Origin of the sequence: Martelella sp. UBA3392 (genome assembly GCF_002358775.1) — a bacterium.
GTDB lineage: Bacteria > Pseudomonadota > Alphaproteobacteria > Rhizobiales > Rhizobiaceae > Martelella > Martelella mediterranea.
The window spans coordinates 42,337-58,036 of the sequence record NZ_DEPM01000158.1; the positions used below are offsets into that span (position 1 = coordinate 42,337).

Annotated in this window: 17 protein-coding genes and 1 pseudogene; 8 read left to right on the top strand and 10 right to left on the bottom strand. The window is 60.6% G+C overall.

Features of this window, described 5'->3' with window-relative positions; all coding sequences use genetic code 11:
- Positions 1 to 86: 86 nt before the first annotated feature.
- Positions 87 to 482 (bottom strand): GcrA family cell cycle regulator, encoded by a 396-nt coding sequence (locus tag B4E36_RS24320; RefSeq protein WP_366927409.1) that lies wholly within the window; start codon positions 480 to 482, stop codon positions 87 to 89.
- Between the two features lie 223 nt (positions 483 to 705).
- Between B4E36_RS24320 and B4E36_RS12035 the strand changes: the two genes are divergently transcribed.
- Positions 706 to 2,598: a PhoX family protein gene (locus tag B4E36_RS12035; protein WP_292055766.1), complete on the top strand. Its 1,893-nt coding sequence runs from the start codon at positions 706 to 708 to the stop codon at positions 2,596 to 2,598.
- A gap of 55 nt (positions 2,599 to 2,653) precedes the next feature.
- On the opposite strand, the gene B4E36_RS12040 is transcribed toward B4E36_RS12035, so the two are convergent.
- Positions 2,654 to 3,142, bottom strand: coding sequence for an RrF2 family transcriptional regulator (locus B4E36_RS12040; protein ID WP_292055768.1), 489 nt, complete (start codon positions 3,140 to 3,142; stop codon positions 2,654 to 2,656).
- A 133-nt stretch (positions 3,143 to 3,275) separates the two neighbouring features.
- Here B4E36_RS12040 and B4E36_RS12045 point away from each other — a divergent pair, with 133 nt between their 5' ends.
- The 7 genes and pseudogenes from B4E36_RS12045 to repA all read left to right on the top strand — a co-directional run.
- Positions 3,276 to 4,193 carry an NAD(P)/FAD-dependent oxidoreductase gene (locus B4E36_RS12045; RefSeq protein ID WP_345900394.1) on the top strand — a complete coding sequence of 306 codons (918 nt, stop codon included), beginning with the start codon at positions 3,276 to 3,278 and terminating at the stop codon, positions 4,191 to 4,193.
- A gap of 12 nt (positions 4,194 to 4,205) precedes the next feature.
- Positions 4,206 to 4,742 carry a class I SAM-dependent methyltransferase gene (locus tag B4E36_RS12050; protein WP_292055773.1) on the top strand — a complete coding sequence of 179 codons (537 nt, stop codon included), beginning with the start codon at positions 4,206 to 4,208 and terminating at the stop codon, positions 4,740 to 4,742.
- A gap of 430 nt (positions 4,743 to 5,172) precedes the next feature.
- The gene (locus B4E36_RS12055; protein ID WP_292055775.1) at positions 5,173 to 5,427 is read left to right on the top strand and encodes an antitoxin; all 255 of its coding nucleotides are present in this window, start codon (positions 5,173 to 5,175) and stop codon (positions 5,425 to 5,427) included.
- Positions 5,424 to 5,828: a type II toxin-antitoxin system VapC family toxin gene (locus tag B4E36_RS12060; protein ID WP_292055777.1), complete on the top strand. Its 405-nt coding sequence runs from the start codon at positions 5,424 to 5,426 to the stop codon at positions 5,826 to 5,828. Before B4E36_RS12055 ends, B4E36_RS12060 begins: the two co-directional genes overlap by 4 nt.
- A gap of 233 nt (positions 5,829 to 6,061) precedes the next feature.
- Positions 6,062 to 6,337 (top strand): type II toxin-antitoxin system RelE/ParE family toxin, encoded by a 276-nt coding sequence (locus B4E36_RS12065; protein WP_292055779.1) that lies wholly within the window; start codon positions 6,062 to 6,064, stop codon positions 6,335 to 6,337.
- A 12-nt stretch (positions 6,338 to 6,349) separates the two neighbouring features.
- Positions 6,350 to 6,649 (top strand): HigA family addiction module antitoxin, encoded by a 300-nt coding sequence (locus B4E36_RS12070; protein WP_292055781.1) that lies wholly within the window; start codon positions 6,350 to 6,352, stop codon positions 6,647 to 6,649.
- A 226-nt stretch (positions 6,650 to 6,875) separates the two neighbouring features.
- Positions 6,876 to 7,864: pseudogene (repA, locus tag B4E36_RS12075) on the top strand (plasmid partitioning protein RepA); the annotation flags it as partial.
- A 144-nt stretch (positions 7,865 to 8,008) separates the two neighbouring features.
- Here repA and B4E36_RS12080 read toward each other — a convergent pair.
- From B4E36_RS12080 to fic, 8 genes are all read right to left on the bottom strand, one after another.
- Positions 8,009 to 8,968, bottom strand: coding sequence for a LysR family transcriptional regulator (locus tag B4E36_RS12080; protein WP_292055783.1), 960 nt, complete (start codon positions 8,966 to 8,968; stop codon positions 8,009 to 8,011).
- 5 nt (positions 8,969 to 8,973) lie between these two features.
- The gene (locus tag B4E36_RS12085) at positions 8,974 to 9,639 is read right to left on the bottom strand and encodes an RraA family protein (protein ID WP_292055786.1); all 666 of its coding nucleotides are present in this window, start codon (positions 9,637 to 9,639) and stop codon (positions 8,974 to 8,976) included.
- A gap of 11 nt (positions 9,640 to 9,650) precedes the next feature.
- Positions 9,651 to 10,373 (bottom strand): HpcH/HpaI aldolase family protein, encoded by a 723-nt coding sequence (locus B4E36_RS12090; protein WP_292055787.1) that lies wholly within the window; start codon positions 10,371 to 10,373, stop codon positions 9,651 to 9,653.
- 3 nt (positions 10,374 to 10,376) lie between these two features.
- The gene (locus tag B4E36_RS12095) at positions 10,377 to 11,189 is read right to left on the bottom strand and encodes a carbon-nitrogen hydrolase family protein (RefSeq protein ID WP_292055789.1); all 813 of its coding nucleotides are present in this window, start codon (positions 11,187 to 11,189) and stop codon (positions 10,377 to 10,379) included.
- A gap of 41 nt (positions 11,190 to 11,230) precedes the next feature.
- Complete coding sequence (locus B4E36_RS12100) at positions 11,231 to 12,517, bottom strand: TRAP transporter large permease (protein ID WP_292055790.1); 1,287 nt, start codon at positions 12,515 to 12,517, stop codon at positions 11,231 to 11,233.
- Positions 12,514 to 13,041, bottom strand: coding sequence for a TRAP transporter small permease (locus B4E36_RS12105; RefSeq protein ID WP_292055794.1), 528 nt, complete (start codon positions 13,039 to 13,041; stop codon positions 12,514 to 12,516). Before B4E36_RS12105 ends, B4E36_RS12100 begins: the two co-directional genes overlap by 4 nt.
- A gap of 74 nt (positions 13,042 to 13,115) precedes the next feature.
- Complete coding sequence (locus B4E36_RS12110; RefSeq protein WP_292055796.1) at positions 13,116 to 14,117, bottom strand: TRAP transporter substrate-binding protein; 1,002 nt, start codon at positions 14,115 to 14,117, stop codon at positions 13,116 to 13,118.
- A gap of 280 nt (positions 14,118 to 14,397) precedes the next feature.
- Positions 14,398 to 15,498 (bottom strand): protein adenylyltransferase Fic, encoded by a 1,101-nt coding sequence (gene fic, locus B4E36_RS12115; protein WP_292055798.1) that lies wholly within the window; start codon positions 15,496 to 15,498, stop codon positions 14,398 to 14,400.
- Positions 15,499 to 15,700 lie beyond the last annotated feature (202 nt).

Here is a 15,700-nt window from a genome sequence, read left to right on the forward strand (position 1 = left end):
GCGCTCGCTCTCGTATTTCCCGTCACCGCCAGATTCCGCCGTATTTCAAAGCGTCCTCCATGTCGTTGTTCTTCAGAGCAAAACATTTATCGCGATTGCCGATAGTATTTGATGTTACCCTTTGTGCAAAATGCAAAAGCGTAACGTGATAGCCATTCCACTCGGCCGGTCACCGTTTGCAGGAGACTGGCAGTTAGAGCATCGGGCGAAAGATTCGTTCCAGTCTCTTTGAACAGGCGACCTACACACCCGCCTGCGGTGCCACAGCCGCTGCCGATCTGCAACGATCCCTGAAATTCCCAGAGCAGGGCAGCGGGCCGTTTCTGTTCGCCTTTGGCAGGCGGGGGATGAGAGACGGCCTGATGGGTCTTTTTCTGGCAGGTTGCGCAAGAGGGTTGCCCCGGCTCGGTCGGCGCGCCGCAAAGCCGGAAATCCGGCGACCTGGGGTCGCCAATCGGCCATCGGCATGACCCCGCTTCCAATTCAAGTCAGGTGAGGCATCGCGCCATCGGGGCGGCACGTTCGGCTTCCTTCGGGTTATGTGCGTGCGATGCCGGGAGCTTTGCCGCCATCAGTTGAACCGCGGCGATTCCTGTGGGAATGGCGGTTGCCTTTTTGAGGCTGTCATCGACGGGACATTCATTCCACCGTCAAGAAAGCCAGATACGGTCCCCTCGTAATGGTATTAAATCACGAGGGACAACCATGACCAAGGTACCGCCAATCAAGATGCCCGCCGACGCGTGGGACGAACTCAACTTTCCCCGGCCCGAAGAAAACGATTTCGACCGCGTTGTCGAACGCGCGATCTCGCGGCGCGGTTTTCTCGGCGGCGTCGTCGCTTTCGGCTCGGGCGCCGTTGCCATGAGCGCCGGCCTGTTGCCGAGCGGCACGGCTGAAGCGGCAGCGCCGCAATCGCGTTTTCCGTTCACGCCGATCGCGGCCCAGACCGATTACGCCTTCCATGTGCCGGAGAACTACAATGCCAGGGTCCTGGTGAGCTGGGGCGATCCGCTTTATGACGGCGTTGCCGAATTCAACCACGAGACCGGCGGCTCGGTCGAGGAATCCGACAAGGTCTTCGGTGAAAACACCGATGGCATGGAAACCTTCGAGATCGGGGGGCACCAGATTCTCGCGGTCAACAACGAATATGTGAACAGCGACATCAACCTGCCGCATACCGAAGACGGCGTGCCGCAGAGCGCGGCCGATGTGCTGAAGCTGCAGAACCTGCAGGGCGTGACCGTTGTCGAGATCAAGGAAGGCGCTGACGGCTGGTCCGTGGTGCGCTCCAGCCCGTTCAACCGTCGCCTGCACCACAATGCGCCGATGGCGATTTCGGGTCCGGCCGCCGGTCACCCGCTGCTGCAGACCGAAGCGGACCCGGACGGCCGCGCCGTGCTCGGCACGATGGGCAATTGCGGCGCCGGCAAGACGCCCTGGGGCACCTATCTGACCTGTGAGGAAAACTTCAACGGCTATTTCGGCGCCACCGAAGAGACGAGCTACAGCGATGAGGTCGCCGCCGGCTACAAGCGCTATGGCATGGCCGCCGAAAGCCAGTATGGCTACGAAAAGTTCGATCCACGCTTCGACACCTCGAAGAACCCCAACGAGCCGCACCGCTTCGGCTGGGTGGTCGAGATCGACCCGACCGATCCTGACAGCACGCCGGCCAAGCGCACCGGGCTCGGCCGCTTCAAGCATGAAAACGCCGAAGTGACGCTCGCCCCGGATGGCCGCGTCGTGGTCTATCTCGGCGATGACGAGCGCGGCGAATTCCTGTACCGCTTCGTCTCGACCAATCCCTATGTCGCCGGCGGCGATACCGATGGCCTGCTCGACGACGGCACGCTCTATGTCGCCAAATTCAACGACGACCAGACCGGCGAATGGCTGGCGCTGACGCCGGAAACCACCGGTATGGACGAAGCCGACATCCTGATCTTCGCCCGCATGGCCGGGTCAAAGGTTGGCGCCACGACGATGGACCGCCCCGAATGGGTTGCCGTCAATCCTTATGCCGTCGAAGCCTATTGCTGTCTCACCAACAACAAGAACCGCGGCGTCAAGGCCAATGCCGGCGGTGACGCCACCCCTGTCGGCGGGCCCAACCCGCGCGAGGCCAATGAATACGGCCAGATCGTGCGCTGGTACCCCGATGGCGACGACCACGCTTCCGACACGTTCCGCTGGGACCTGTTCGTCATGGCCGGCAATCCGGAGGTCCATTCGGACGCCTATGCCGGTTCGTCCAACATCAACAGCGGCAACCTGTTCAACTCGCCCGACGGCATGGCCTTCGATTCGAGCGGTCTCGTCTGGATCCAGACCGATGGCGAGGACAGCAATGAGGGCGATTTCGCCGGCATGGGCAACAACCAGCAGCTCGCAGGCGATCCGGCAACGGGCGAGATCGTCCGCTTCCTGACAGGCCCGCGCGGCGGCGAAATCACCGGCCTGTGCTGGTCCGCCGACCGGCGCACCATGTTCGTCGGCGTCCAGCATCCGGGCGGCTCCTGGCCGGCGGAAGAGGGCCTGCCGCGCTCGTCGATCATGGCGATCAAGCGCGACGACAACGGCCTCGTCGGCTGACGACCCGGCTGGCAGATAGCGATGCGGCATGGCGTTCAGGACGCCATGCCGCTGATTATCCATCGGTCCCGGAGTGCTTCAAGGCTGCATTGGCGCGGTCCTCGCCCGCCTCGACCTGAAGCGCGGCAAACCGCTGCTCGAAATCCTGCGCCAGGTCTTCCACCGAGATCTCCGAGAATTGCAGCAGCAATTTGCGTTCGGCCTCCTTCATCGCAAGGTCGAGCCGGGCGTCGACGGCCTTTTCCACCAGACAGTCGGCGGGTTCCGCGCCGGGGCCGATGTTGAAGAGCGGTGGGCTGCCGATCGCTTCGTAGACATCAAGCAGCGATATCGCGCTCAAGGGGCGGGCCAGTTGCCAGCCGCCGCCATGGCCCTTTTCCGAGATCAGGATCGCCTTGTCCCTGAGGCCGGCCATCATCCGCCGGACCACGACAGGGTTCGTCGAAATCATCCCGGCGATCTGATCCGACGTCGCGCGCTCCACATGCCGGTCGAGATGGATCAGCACATGCAGCATACGGGACAGGCGAAGATCGCGCGGCATGACATGGCTCCTTGTTTCCAGCTGACTCTGTCTAGCAGCGATCACGCAACAATGAAAGTTTCATGTCTTGCCTCCTTATGTGATTTCATGTAACTCATAAAAATACATTAAATCATAAACACAGGATCAGGCTATGGATCATGATGTCCTCATTATCGGCGGCAGCTTTGCCGGCCTGTCCGCGGCCATGCAGTTGGCGCGGGCGCGAAAGGCGGTGCTGGTGCTGGATACCGGCATGCCCAGAAACCGCTTTGCTGAAGCATCACACGGGTTTCCGGGACAGGACGGGCAAAGCCCGGCCGATATCACGACACGGTTGCGCGAAGAGCTGAGTGCCTATCCGACTGTTCGCTTTCACGATGAAGCAGCCGTTTCAGCAAGGCGTGAAGGCAATGGTTTCCGTGTTTCTCTGGCCGACGGCAGCAACGTCACCGCGCGGCGGATCGTCCTTGCCTATGGCGTGCGCGACAGCCTGCCGGATCTGCCCGGCCTTGCCGAGCGCTGGGGCGCGAGCGTGCTGCATTGCCCCTATTGCCATGGCTATGAACTCGACCGGCAGCCCGTCGGTGTGCTGGCGCGCGGCGAGATAGCCCTGCATCAGGCGATGCTGCTGCCCGACTGGGGCCCGACGACGCTGTTTACGCAAGGCTTGCTGCAGCTCTCGCCGGATCAGGTGCAAGCGCTGAAGAGCCGCGATGTGCGGATCGAGGATACGCCCGTGGCGGAGCTGATCGGGTCCGGTTCGACGCTTGAAGCGGTGCGGCTTGAAGACGGCCGCATGGTCGCGCTTGCGGGTCTGTTTCTCGCGCCTGTTACCGCACCTTCCAGCGATATCGCGGCACAGCTGGGCTGCGAAATGCGGGAGGGGCCGACCGGGCCCTATGTTGCCGTCGACCAGATGCAGGCGACGACGGTTGCCGGCGTCTTTGCTGCCGGCGATCTCGCAAGCCCGATGCCGAACGCAACGCTGGCGGCAGCGGCCGGGGTCATGGCCGGAGGCGCTGCCCATCGCACGCTGATCTTCGATCCCGATCTCGCCGAAACGGCCTGAAGGAGACCAAAGATGCAGACCGAAACCATCTGGAACGATATATATGCCAAGGGCCCGCAGACCTCGTCGGGCAAGCCCGGTTTGGCCCTGTCCCAGTTCGCGGGACCGCTTCGCCCCGGCACGGCGCTGGAACTTGGTTGCGCCAGGGGCGACGATGCCGTCTGGCTGGCCCGGCAGGGTTGGGACGTTACGGCAATCGACGTCTCTTCCGTGGCGCTCGACATCGCCGCCCGAAACGCTGAAGCCGCCGGCGTTGTGGACCGCATCAGGTTCGAGGCGCGCGATCTCGCCCTGTCCTTTCCGGAAGGGCGCTTCGATCTGGTTACCGCCAGCTTCCTGCATTCGCCGCAGGACTGGCCGCGTGGCGAAGTGCTGGCCCGGGCCGCCGCGGCAGTGGCCCCGGGCGGTCATCTTCTGATCGTCGAGCATGCCTCGCGGGCGCCCTGGTCCTGGTCGCCTGAAAACACCCGCTTTCCCACCGCCGAAGATACGCTCGCCTCGATGCAGCTCGACCCCGACCACTGGGCACATCGCTGTCTCTGCCCATAGCCCGCATCGCCTCCGGACCGGAGGGACAAAGCGCCATGGTGACTGACAATATCCTCTTCCTGAAACGGCTGGCGTGAGAACCTCTAAGTCACCCCTTCATTGACCCCCAGGGAACCCATTCGCGAGCTATTCTCGGTACTCGTTGCCGATCGCAGAAGAACAAGAGGAAATCCGCTTGAGCAGTGCATCGTAAACCCGTTCCCTCCCAAGAAGCCGGGTGTCATCGAGGCGGCACGGAGGATCAAAAGCTGGGCACGCGGGCTTCTTGAAAAACGGTCGTTCTGATCAAGGAGGGCAGAGAGAACCCCTTCCAGTTTCCCGTGCCAGTCTGTGGGATGGAAAGCCGGGCTACGCTTCGCATTAAGATTGAAACCTCATATCCGAGCTAGTATATACATCTGTATATGCATTATTTTGACAGGAGGCTTTCATGCCCCCGGCATCCGAAGCACGTGAAGCCAAGCTGTTTCGCAACAACAAAAGTCAGGCGGTCCGTATCCCGGCCGATTTCGAACTGCCGGGCGACCGTGTGATGATTCATCGTGAGGGAAACCGGCTTGTAATCGAGCCCGCCCCCAACAACAAGCTTCTGGACATTCTGGCGCGGCTGAAACCGCTCGGCCCGGATGACCAGTTCCCCGATGTCGATGAGACCTTGCTGCCAGCAAGGGAAGTCGACCTTTGAGCCGACTTTACATGCTCGACACGAATATCGTGTCGGACCTCGCGCGTAATCCGGCCGGCGCCGTTGTCGACCATATCGTTGATGTCGGACAGGATACGATCTGCGTCAGCATCATCACCGCGACTGAGCTGAGCTATGGCTGCGAACGCAAGGGATCTGCCAGGCTGACGACCCAGATCGAGGCCATTCTTGGCGGCATGCAAATACTTGCATTGGATGCGCCGGCACATGCCCGCTACGGCCGCATCAGAACAGAGCTCGAAGCTGCCGGCACGCCGATCGGTCCAAATGACCTGCTGATTGCGGCCCATGCCTTGGCTGTCGATGCCGTGCTGGTGACAGCCAATACGCGCGAATTCCTGCGGGTGCCCGGCCTTCAGGTTGAAAACTGGCTGGACTGAACCCAATCCCGGGAAATACCAGACCCTTGCTTCCAAGCTCTTGAGGGTGCCCCGCGACCTTGTGGCCCACCCGACCGACCACTTCATCGGTCCTGCCCGGCGCGTCAGGATCTCCAAAAGTGGCTTCAGCCCGGAAGCCTTCATTCCTGCTCGTTTGTGAGGTGGAAAGCCACACCAAGTGTAGGTGTAATCTATCGGTTGACATATGTAATCAAGTTGTTTACGGTTCTGCCATGATAAAGAGCTTTGCCAACAAACAACTCAAGGCGCTCTGGGAGACGGGAAAGTCGAAAATAGACGCCCGCCTTCACAAACGAATCCTGCTGCGTCTTGATGTTTTGGACGCGGCTGCAAGGCCGGAGGATCTGAACATTCCCGGCTTCAATTTTCATAGTCTCACCGGTTTTAGCCCAACCCGCTATACGGTGCATGTAAATGGCCCCTGGTGCGTGACATTCGAGTTCGAGAATGGTGACGCCTATGTGGTCGATTTTGAACAGTATCACTGAGAGGTGACGATTATGGCCCGCAATCCTGACCGCTGCCCGTCGCATCCGGGCGAATTGCTGCGTGAAACCGTTATTCCGGCCACGGGCAAGTCCATCAGCGAGATTGCCCGTCTTCTTGGCATATCGCGTCAGCAGCTCCATGCCATCCTGGCAGAGCGTAAGCCGGTCAGCCCTGAAGTCGCTGTTCGGCTTGGCAAACTGTTCGGGAATGGCGCCGGCCTCTGGCTGCGTATGCAGAGTGCCTATGATACCTGGCACGCCGAACGTACCGTCGACGTGTCCGGCATTCCGACGCTCGATACGGCGGCATAGCGGTTGGACCTGCCCAAAGCGCCGCTTCTATGTTCGAGGGCGGTGCTTTCGCCGTGCGCAAAAATGGAGCACGGCATGTTTGAGCTGCACCGCGAAACCCTCAATGACAAGACGCTCCGGACTCAGCCGGGACAATGTTGATGCCGGTGAGCTGGCGAGCCGCCAGTTGCGTAGCCGGGCCGAAGAGCGCGGCATCGAGGTGGTCGATCTTGTTCCACGGCTCGACGGCTTCTCCCCCGTCGTTTCGGCCTCCGGCCGGCGCTCCTACTCGGCCGAACAGATCCTGGAACTGCGACGGTTTCTGGACAAGAACGGCCGCTCCGAGAAATTTTACGTGCCTCATCGTCGCTCGGGCGACGATCTCCAGATTCTCTCCGTGTCAATTTCAAGGGTGGCAGCGGCAAGACCACGACCACGGCCCACCTCGCCCAGTATCTGGCGCTGACAGGGCATCGCGTGCTGGCGATCAATCTCGACCCGCAAGCTTCGCTCACCGCCCTGCACGGCATCCAGCCCGAGCTCGACAACTCGCCCTCGCTGTTCGAGGCGTTGCGTTATGATGACGAGATCAAGCCGATCAGCGAGATCATCCGTCCGACCAATTTTCCCGGGCTCGACATCGTACCGGCCAATCTCGAGCTGCAGGAATATGAATACGAAACGCCGCTTGCGGCCACCGACCGGTCGTCCCAGGAAGGGCGGCTGTTCTTCACCCGCCTCACAAGGGCGCTGAAGGAGGTCGAAGCCAATTATGATGTGGTGGTGATCGATTGTCCGCCCCAGCTTGGCTATCTCACGCTGACGGCCCTGACCGCCTCCACCTCGGTCCTGATCACCGTGCATCCGCAGATGCTCGATATCCTTTCGATGAGCCAGTTTCTGCTGATGCTTGGCGGCATTCTCGATTCGATCCGCAGGGTAGGCGCCAGCGTCAAGCTCAACTGGTTCCGCTATCTGGTGACCCGTTATGAGCCCACGGATGGACCGCAGGCGCAGATGGTCGGCTTCATACAGGCGATGTTCGGCAGCCGGATGCTGAAGAATCATATGGTGAAGTCCACGGCCATTTCCGATGCGGGCATTACCAAGCAGACGCTTTATGAGGTGGAACGCGTGCAGTTTACGCGGACGACCTATGACCGCGCGATCGGCTGCCTCAACGACGTCAATGGCGAGATCGCCGACCTCATCCACGAAGCATGGGGGCGCAAGTGATGTTGCCAGCCGTACTGACAGCCAGATTTTTGCACATATTCAAACGCTTATCGATTGATCGGAGAGGGTGATATGGCACTTTAATAAATTAAGGAAAAACAAAGGAATAAAGGAAGTTCAGTGAGAGTGCGGCCCCTGGATATCTCAGTCGTTTCGCTCTTCCTGTTTCACCGGAAGGGTTTGCGTTTCGATGACATGGACGCCGTTGCCGACGCGGTTGGCGTAGCCGGTTGCGGCTTCCGCGGCGACCGCGCAGGTGAGCGCATACATCGGAGGGGCCGCGGCCGGTTCGTAGACTGCGGCGAAACTCATCGACGGCAGATCGATGCCCACGTCCAGCTCCTGAAGCCGCGCCTCGGCCGCCATGCTGCGGGGCAGGGTGATAATGCCGAGGCCGCGTTCGGCCATTTCGGTCATGGTGAACAGCGAGGTGCAGCCGGAAATCGAGGGCATGGAGGCAAGCCTGAGCTTCGACAATTGCTGCACCACATCGACATAGGGCCGCGATCCGCGCGGAAAGGTGATGATGTTGGATTCGGACAAGGTCTCCGGCGAAACCTTCCGCGGGCCTGCGGTCAACGGCTCGGCCGGGTTGCGGGCACCGAAAAAGCCGACATCCATGATGCAGAGCGGCACTTCCGTCAGCAGGCGGTCGCAGGACGGGCCGAGAACCATGGCGATATCGAGATTGCCCTGTTCCAGCTCGGAAAGAAGCTCGACCGTCGGCGCCGAGATGACCTCGAACTTGATATGCGGATAGCGGTGCTGGTGCAGGTCGAGAAAGTCGGTCAGCCAGGTCGAGAGGATCGTGTCCACCGCGCCCAGACGGATCGTGCCCTGCCACTTCTCCGGCTCGTTGAGGCGCTGGCCTGCCTCGTCGAAGATCGCCAGTATTCGCTGGATATAGGGAAGAAGCGCCTGACCCGCGGGGGTCAGGCGCATGAATGCGCCGTTCCGCTCAACCAGCTGATGGCGGAAATGCTCCTCCAGCACGCGTATCCGTTTGGAAATCGCCGGCTGCGAGATATGCATGACATCGGCAACCCTGCGATAATTGCCGTATCGCGCGATATTTGCCAATGTCCTCAGCGCATCGATGTTCATGGCGGCTAAAGCAACTCCTCGATCATTTTGGACGCGCCGGTGATGGCGCCAAGCGTCTCCCCCGCCTTGAGGCGCGCGATCAGGTCGATTTCAGCCGTCTGCATGCCGAGCGCCTTGTCGGCCACAGCCTCGGCCACGGCCGGATTGAGCACGATCACGCCGCTTTCATCGGCAAGAACGGCATCGCCCGGATTGACGCAAACTCCGCCGATCGAAACCGGAATGTTGAAAGCGCCGGACTGGGCATAGAGCTTGGTGGTAACCGAAGAGCGCCCACGGCTCCAGATCGGGAAGTCATTGCGGATGATTTCGTTCACATCGGTCACCGGTCCGTCGACGATCCCGGCCTTGAAGCCGCATATCGCCGCCGCATTGGTGACCACGCCGCCCCAGCAGGCATGCCGGTTGTCGCCCGAGCGGTCGATCAGCAGGATATCGGTCGGCCTCAGGGTTGAGACGACATCATGCAGCAGGGTCGAGTCATTGGCGGCAAGACGCAGGGTCACCGCCGTGCCGGCGACCCGCTTGGACGGATTGACGGCGGCGATCTCGCGATCGACGAAAACCGAATGCAGAAAATGCCCGACCGTCGCGGTCTCGACTTTTTCGAGTTTGGCGATCAGAGCCTCGGGGATCGAAGCGGGCAGCGGGTTCTTGATAAAGTTCTTCATGTTTTCCTCTTTTAGTCCGCCAGGGCGGAAATAACGGCGTTCAGTCCGGCGGCAATCACCTGGTGTTCGGCGGCAATCACCCGCACGGAAACACCGTTGTCCTTGGCAAAGCGCTGCTCTTCCGTCTTCCAGGTCGGCATCCACCAGATCTTACCCGCATTTTTGGCGGCATCGGCCAGTGCGGCGATGTCGCTGCGGTCGGCGTTGTTGAAGGCGTAGCCCGGCCGGCCGCGGGTCAGCGAAAGATCATAGGGGCCGACAAAAATGCCATCGACGCACGGATGCGACAGGATCGCCGCGACATCCTCGAAGGCTTCGGCGGTTTCGATCATCGGCAGGCACAGCACATTGCGGTTGCAGCGCGCGAAATAATCGGGATCGGGCGGGGCAAAGCCGGCCGAGCGTCCGGCGGCATAGCTGCGCGTGCCCTGCGGCGGAAACTTCGCCGTCTCGACCGCCGCGCGCACATCGGCAAGCCGGCCGGCATGGGGAATGATCACGCCATCGACATCAAGATCGAGCGCGCGCTGGACCCAGACCGGCTCCGGGGCCTCGATCTTGAAGAATACCTTCATGCCCAGCGCCTTCGCCGCGACCACCAGCGCCTCGCGCCGGTCGGGAGAGAAGGCGTTGTGCTCGATATCGCAGACAACGGCGGAAAATCCCGCATTGTGCGCCATCTCGAGGAAATCGAGATTGGCCGTGCTCATCCAGATTGCGTAGCCATCCAGCATGCTTCACCCCAGTACATGATGCGCGTTGGACGGCAGGATGGTGCGGATATGGGTCTCAAGCGCCAGGTCGATATCCGTGATCGTCACCCCCGGCCTGTTGGAGGCGCGGGCAATCACCGTGCCCCAGGGGTCGATGACCATGGAATTGCCGTAGCAGGCGCGCTCGCCGGCGGGCTCGAGATGGAGGCCGACCTGTCCGGGCGCAATCACCCAGCACTGGTTTTCGATCGCGCGGGCGCGCAGGATCGGCTCCCAGTGGTCCTTGCCTGTTTCCATGTTGAAGGCGGCCGGCACGGTCAGCACGTCGCAGCCGTTCTTCATATGCATCTGGAACAGTTCGGCAAAGCGCATGTCATAGCAGATCGCGCAGCCGATCTTCATGCCGCAGGCCTCGTAGGAAACCACCTTGTCGCCGGGCTTGATGATGTCGGATTCACGGAAGACATGTCCCTGCGGGGTCTCGACATCGAACAGATGGATCTTGCGGTAGCGTGCCAGTTCCTCGCCTTTGGGATCGAAGACGACGGCGGTATTGAAGAAGCCGTTGCCCGCGGCCTCGATCATCGAGCCGACATGAAAGGTCACACCGTATTCGATCGCGAGGTCGCGCATGGCGTTATAGCCTTCGCCTTCCGGGAAGGCCTCGCCGGCGGCCCATTGCTCCTCGCGCGAGCCGCCGAGGAAGGTCGCGTATTCGGGCGCCACCACCAGGTCGACGCCCTGGCCCTTGATTTTGGTTGTAAACATCTCCCGGATTGCCGCGATATTGGCGGTCTTGTCGTGGCGGGAGTTCATCTGCAGCATTGCGACACGCATAGAGAGTCCTTTTCAAGAGATAATTCAATTTTTTCCGTAGTTTACGGAGCGCCATAGACCAGGTTTGGCAAAAACAGCGAGATTTCGGGCACGAAGGTGATCAGCAGCACCGCCAGCATGATCGGGATGAGAAACGGCAGCGTCGCCCGCGCCACCGCCTCGAAGGGCAGCTTGGCGACATCCATCATGATGTAGAGGGCGATGCCGATCGGCGGCGTGAGAATGCCGACCATCAGCGTCAGCACGGTGATGATGCCGTAATGCACCCGGTCGATCCCGAAACCGTCGACCAGCGGCAGCATGATCGGGACCAGGATGATCAGCGCCGCGGTGGCATCAAAGACGCAGCCGAGCAGGATCAGGAACAGCAGATAGATCAGCAGGAACTGCCATTTGGCATCGATCGAGCCCAGCACGAAGTCGGCGGGCCGCTGCGGCACCATGTCGAAGGCCAGGATCCAGCCGACGCAGGATGAAAAACCGATCATCAGAAGGGCGATCGTCGATAGCATCGCGGTTTCGCGGAACGCCTTGGCCAGCACCTTCCATGTCAGCGTCCGGTACCAGACCCCGAGCGCCATGGCATAGACGCATGCCAGAACGCCGGCCTCCGATGCGGTGGTGAAGCCCGTGAGCATCGCCACGAGAATGATCGCCGGCGCCATCAGCGTCAAAAGCCCGTCCACGGCAGACGCCATGATCTCCCTGAGCGGCGCGCGCTTTTCCTTCGGAAAATTGCGTTTCGCCGCGATGATGTGGACATAGCCCATCAGCATGATCAAAAGCACGATCGCCGGCACCACGCCGGCAAGGAACAGCCGGCCGACGGAGGCATTGGCGACAAAGGCGAACAGCAGCAGCGGGATCGAGGGCGGAAAGATTGGCCCGATGATCGATGAGGCGGCTGTCACGCCGGCGGCGAAGGGGACCGGATAGCCGCGTTCGCGCATCGCCTTGACCTCGACCGTGCCGAGGGCCGCGCAATCGGCGACCGCAGCACCCGAAATGCCGGCAAACAGCAGCGAGGCGAGAATGTTGACCTGGGCAAGCCCGCCGCGGATATGGCCCACAATATTGTTGGCGAAGCGGAAAATGCGGTCGGTCAGCTCCAGACCATTCAGGAGGTTGCCGGCAAGGATGAAAAACGGAACGGAAAGCAGCGCCGGCGAATTGATGCCGTCGAGCATCTGCTGCGACACGATCCCCAGCCGATCGCTGAAGCCGAGCGCGATCACGCCCGTTGCGGCCGCAATGATGATCGAGGACAGGATCGGGACCGACAGGAAGGCCAGCACCATGAATGTGCCGAGAACGATGATGCCGCTCATTCCGCAACCTCCGGGGTTTCGATCACGCCGAAGGGCTCATAGCGCGCGCCAAGCGCGATCCGCACGGCATCGAGCAGGGCGCTGAGGAAGATCGGCGCGGCCGAAGCCCCAAGCGGCCAGATAAGGATCTTGCGCGGCAGGCCGACGATCTCGATCTGTCCTCGCAGCGAGGCGAACCGTTCGGGAAAGGTGTAGATCAGCAGTCCCGACGCGGTCATGATCGCGAGCGCGACGAATATCCCTAGCGCCTGCCGCAATGCTGGCGAAAGGTATTGCAGCAGAATATAGATCGAAACGTCCTTGCGTCTTTGAACCAGCGGGAAGAAGGCGAGCATCACCCAGTACAGGAAGGCGACCATCGTCCAGGGCCAGACCCAGTTGAGCGAGATGTCGAATATGCTGCGGCAGACGATGTTGACCGCATTGATGATGAGCATGCCGGCGAGCAGGGCGACACAGACCGCTTCGTAAAGGCCGGCCAGGTGATCAAGCGCCTTCCTGCCCCGGATGAGGAACATATCCATCGGGAACTCCCTTGGGTGAAGGGGCCGGCCTGCCGCATCAGACTGGCACGGCCGGCCGCTTCACGGACTTCGGGTCAGTTGCAGCTTGTGCGGGCGGCGTCCACGGCTTCAAGAAAGCCCGCGGGCAGCTTGCCGCTCTCGTCATACTGCTTGTAGATGACACCGGCCGCTTCGACGAAGGGCGCGGTATCGAGTTCCATATAGGTCACGCCCTGCTTTTCCATCCGTGCGAGCGACTCGTCGAATGTGGCCTGGATTTTCTCCATGGCTTCGGCCGAAATCTCGGTATAGGCCTCGATCACCTTCTGCTGATCCTCTTCTGAAATCGCATTCCAGGAATCGAGATTGATCATGTAGGCATTGGCCTGGTTGAACTCGTCGGTGCGCGCGATATGTGGCGCGACTTCGTAGAATTTCATCGGCTCCACGAGGATCGCCGGCGAGGTCACGGCCTCGACAATGCCGGTCTGCAAAGACTGGTAGACATCGGTCCAGGCCATCACCAGCGGATCGGTGCCAAGCGCCGTCCAGACATCGACCATCATCTGGTTGTCCCACAGGCGCAGCTTCAGACCCTGCACGCCGTCAAAGGAATTGACCTCGTCCTTGGTTACCAGAACCCGGAAGCCGCGGCCGAACGGACCGACATCGCCAATGACGCCGATATTGTCGTTTTCCTCGATGCTGCCGAGAATGTCCCGGAAATAGTCGGACGACATGAAGCATTCCCAGTGCGGCCGGTCGTCGAACAGGAACGGCGCGGAGGTCCAGGTGATGTGTTCGTTGAAACGGTTGAGATAGCTGACGTCATCGACGAAGATATCGATGATGCCGGAGCTGACCTGCTCCAGAACGGTCTGCGCGTCGCCGAGCTGTTCGGAGGGATAGATCTGTATCTTGACGTCGCCATCGGTATAGGCGGCGACCTTGTCGGCAAATTCCTGATGCAGCTTCCCTTCGAAACTGTCCGCCGGAACCTTGGTCGACATCCGCCAGGTCTCGGCCGCAGCCTGATTGGTGCACAGGGCGGCGCCGGCAAGCATGATTGAACAGGCTGAGAGATACCCCATTTTCATATTAAAACCCCTTCAGTTTTCTGATTATGAAAAAAAGTAAACCGTATCCCCGTGTGAATGAAAAGTGATTAAAAGTGATGCCTTATGATAACCATCGGTTATTCTCGGGCGCTGCAACTCCCGATCCTATATAAATTGATGTTTTCATTAAAATTTTAGCGGGCGCTCACATCTGAGAATATCCGACTGAAGGGAGAATCCGCTTCCGGTTCCGGGCAGCGCGCGGATCAATCCTGCGCATTTCCACGCCGCCGGCATATCCGATCATCGACTCTTGGTATTAGCCGGCCTCGCCCGGCGTCCGGTCGCTGAGAAGCGAGAGCAGGGCCGGATTGATATAGAGATTTTCGCGACCCGCCTTCACCTCCTGCAGCAGTTCGGCGTCAGTAAGCGCCTTCAGGTATACGGAGGCTGCCTGGCGCTTGGCGATGCCGGCCTTCACAAGATCGCTGATCCGGCAATACGGATTGACGAAGATCACCTCGGCCAGTTCGCGCGAATAAATTTTCGGAAGGTCGCGACGGATGCGCCCGGCGGTCTGGTCTAGCAGATCGCGAATGGCGCGGATGCGGGCCGTCGTCCACTCCGCTGTCTCGCGCACGGCCTGCAGCATGTAGAGGATCCATTCCTCCCAGGCGCCGTTCGTGGTCACGGCCAGCAGCCGGTCATAATAGGCGCGCTTTTGGCCGATAATGTAGCGGCTGAGATAAAGTACCGGGATATCCAGAAGGCCCTTGTCCACCAGATAGAGAAGGTTGAGGATGCGACCGGTACGGCCGTTGCCGTCGATGAAGGGATGGATCGCCTCGAACTGGTAATGCATCACCGCCAGCCGGATCAGCGGATCAATCTCTTCAGCCTCGTGAATATAGCGTTCCCAGTTGGCAAGCTTGTCGCGGAGCAGGTCCTGGCCTTCCGGCGGCGTGTAATTTACGGTGCCTGTCGCCTCGTTGATCAGCGCTGTTCCGGGCGTCGTGCGGATGTCGAGGTCGACGCCCTTGATCCTGCGGCAGACGGCGACGGCGGTCGTTGTCGCGACCGGCCGGTGTTTCAGCGACCGAAATCCTTCATTGAGGGCAGTGCGATAGCGCAGCGCTTCCTTGGTGGCGGGATCAGCCCGATCCGCTGGCTCGTTGGCGAAGCGGAACAGCCGGTCGGTGGTGGTGACGATGTTCTCGATCTCCGAACTTGCCTGCGCCTCCAGCAACGGTATCGAGTTGATAAGGACGGATTGATTAGGAATGAGCTGCCCGGAAACGCGCAGTTCGGCAAGCGCCGCGCGCGCCGTGATGCAGGCCTTGAGCACGGCCCTGGTCTCCACGTCATCGCGCGGGGGAAGGGCGGGGAGCGCGTTATAGGGTCTGTCCGGGCGAAATGACATGTCGCTTGATCCTGTGCTTATCGACACGTCCCGTCGGATATGTCGTTCGTGTCGACATATCCGAGAATCATGTCGATATAAATCGATTCTAGCGACATGTCATTTCCGTCACAAGCCGGTCTCTCCGACGTTAAAGATATTCATGATGGATTATCTGCGTTTAAAGCCCCGCCGCCTTTGTGAGATTGACGCGGAACCGGTC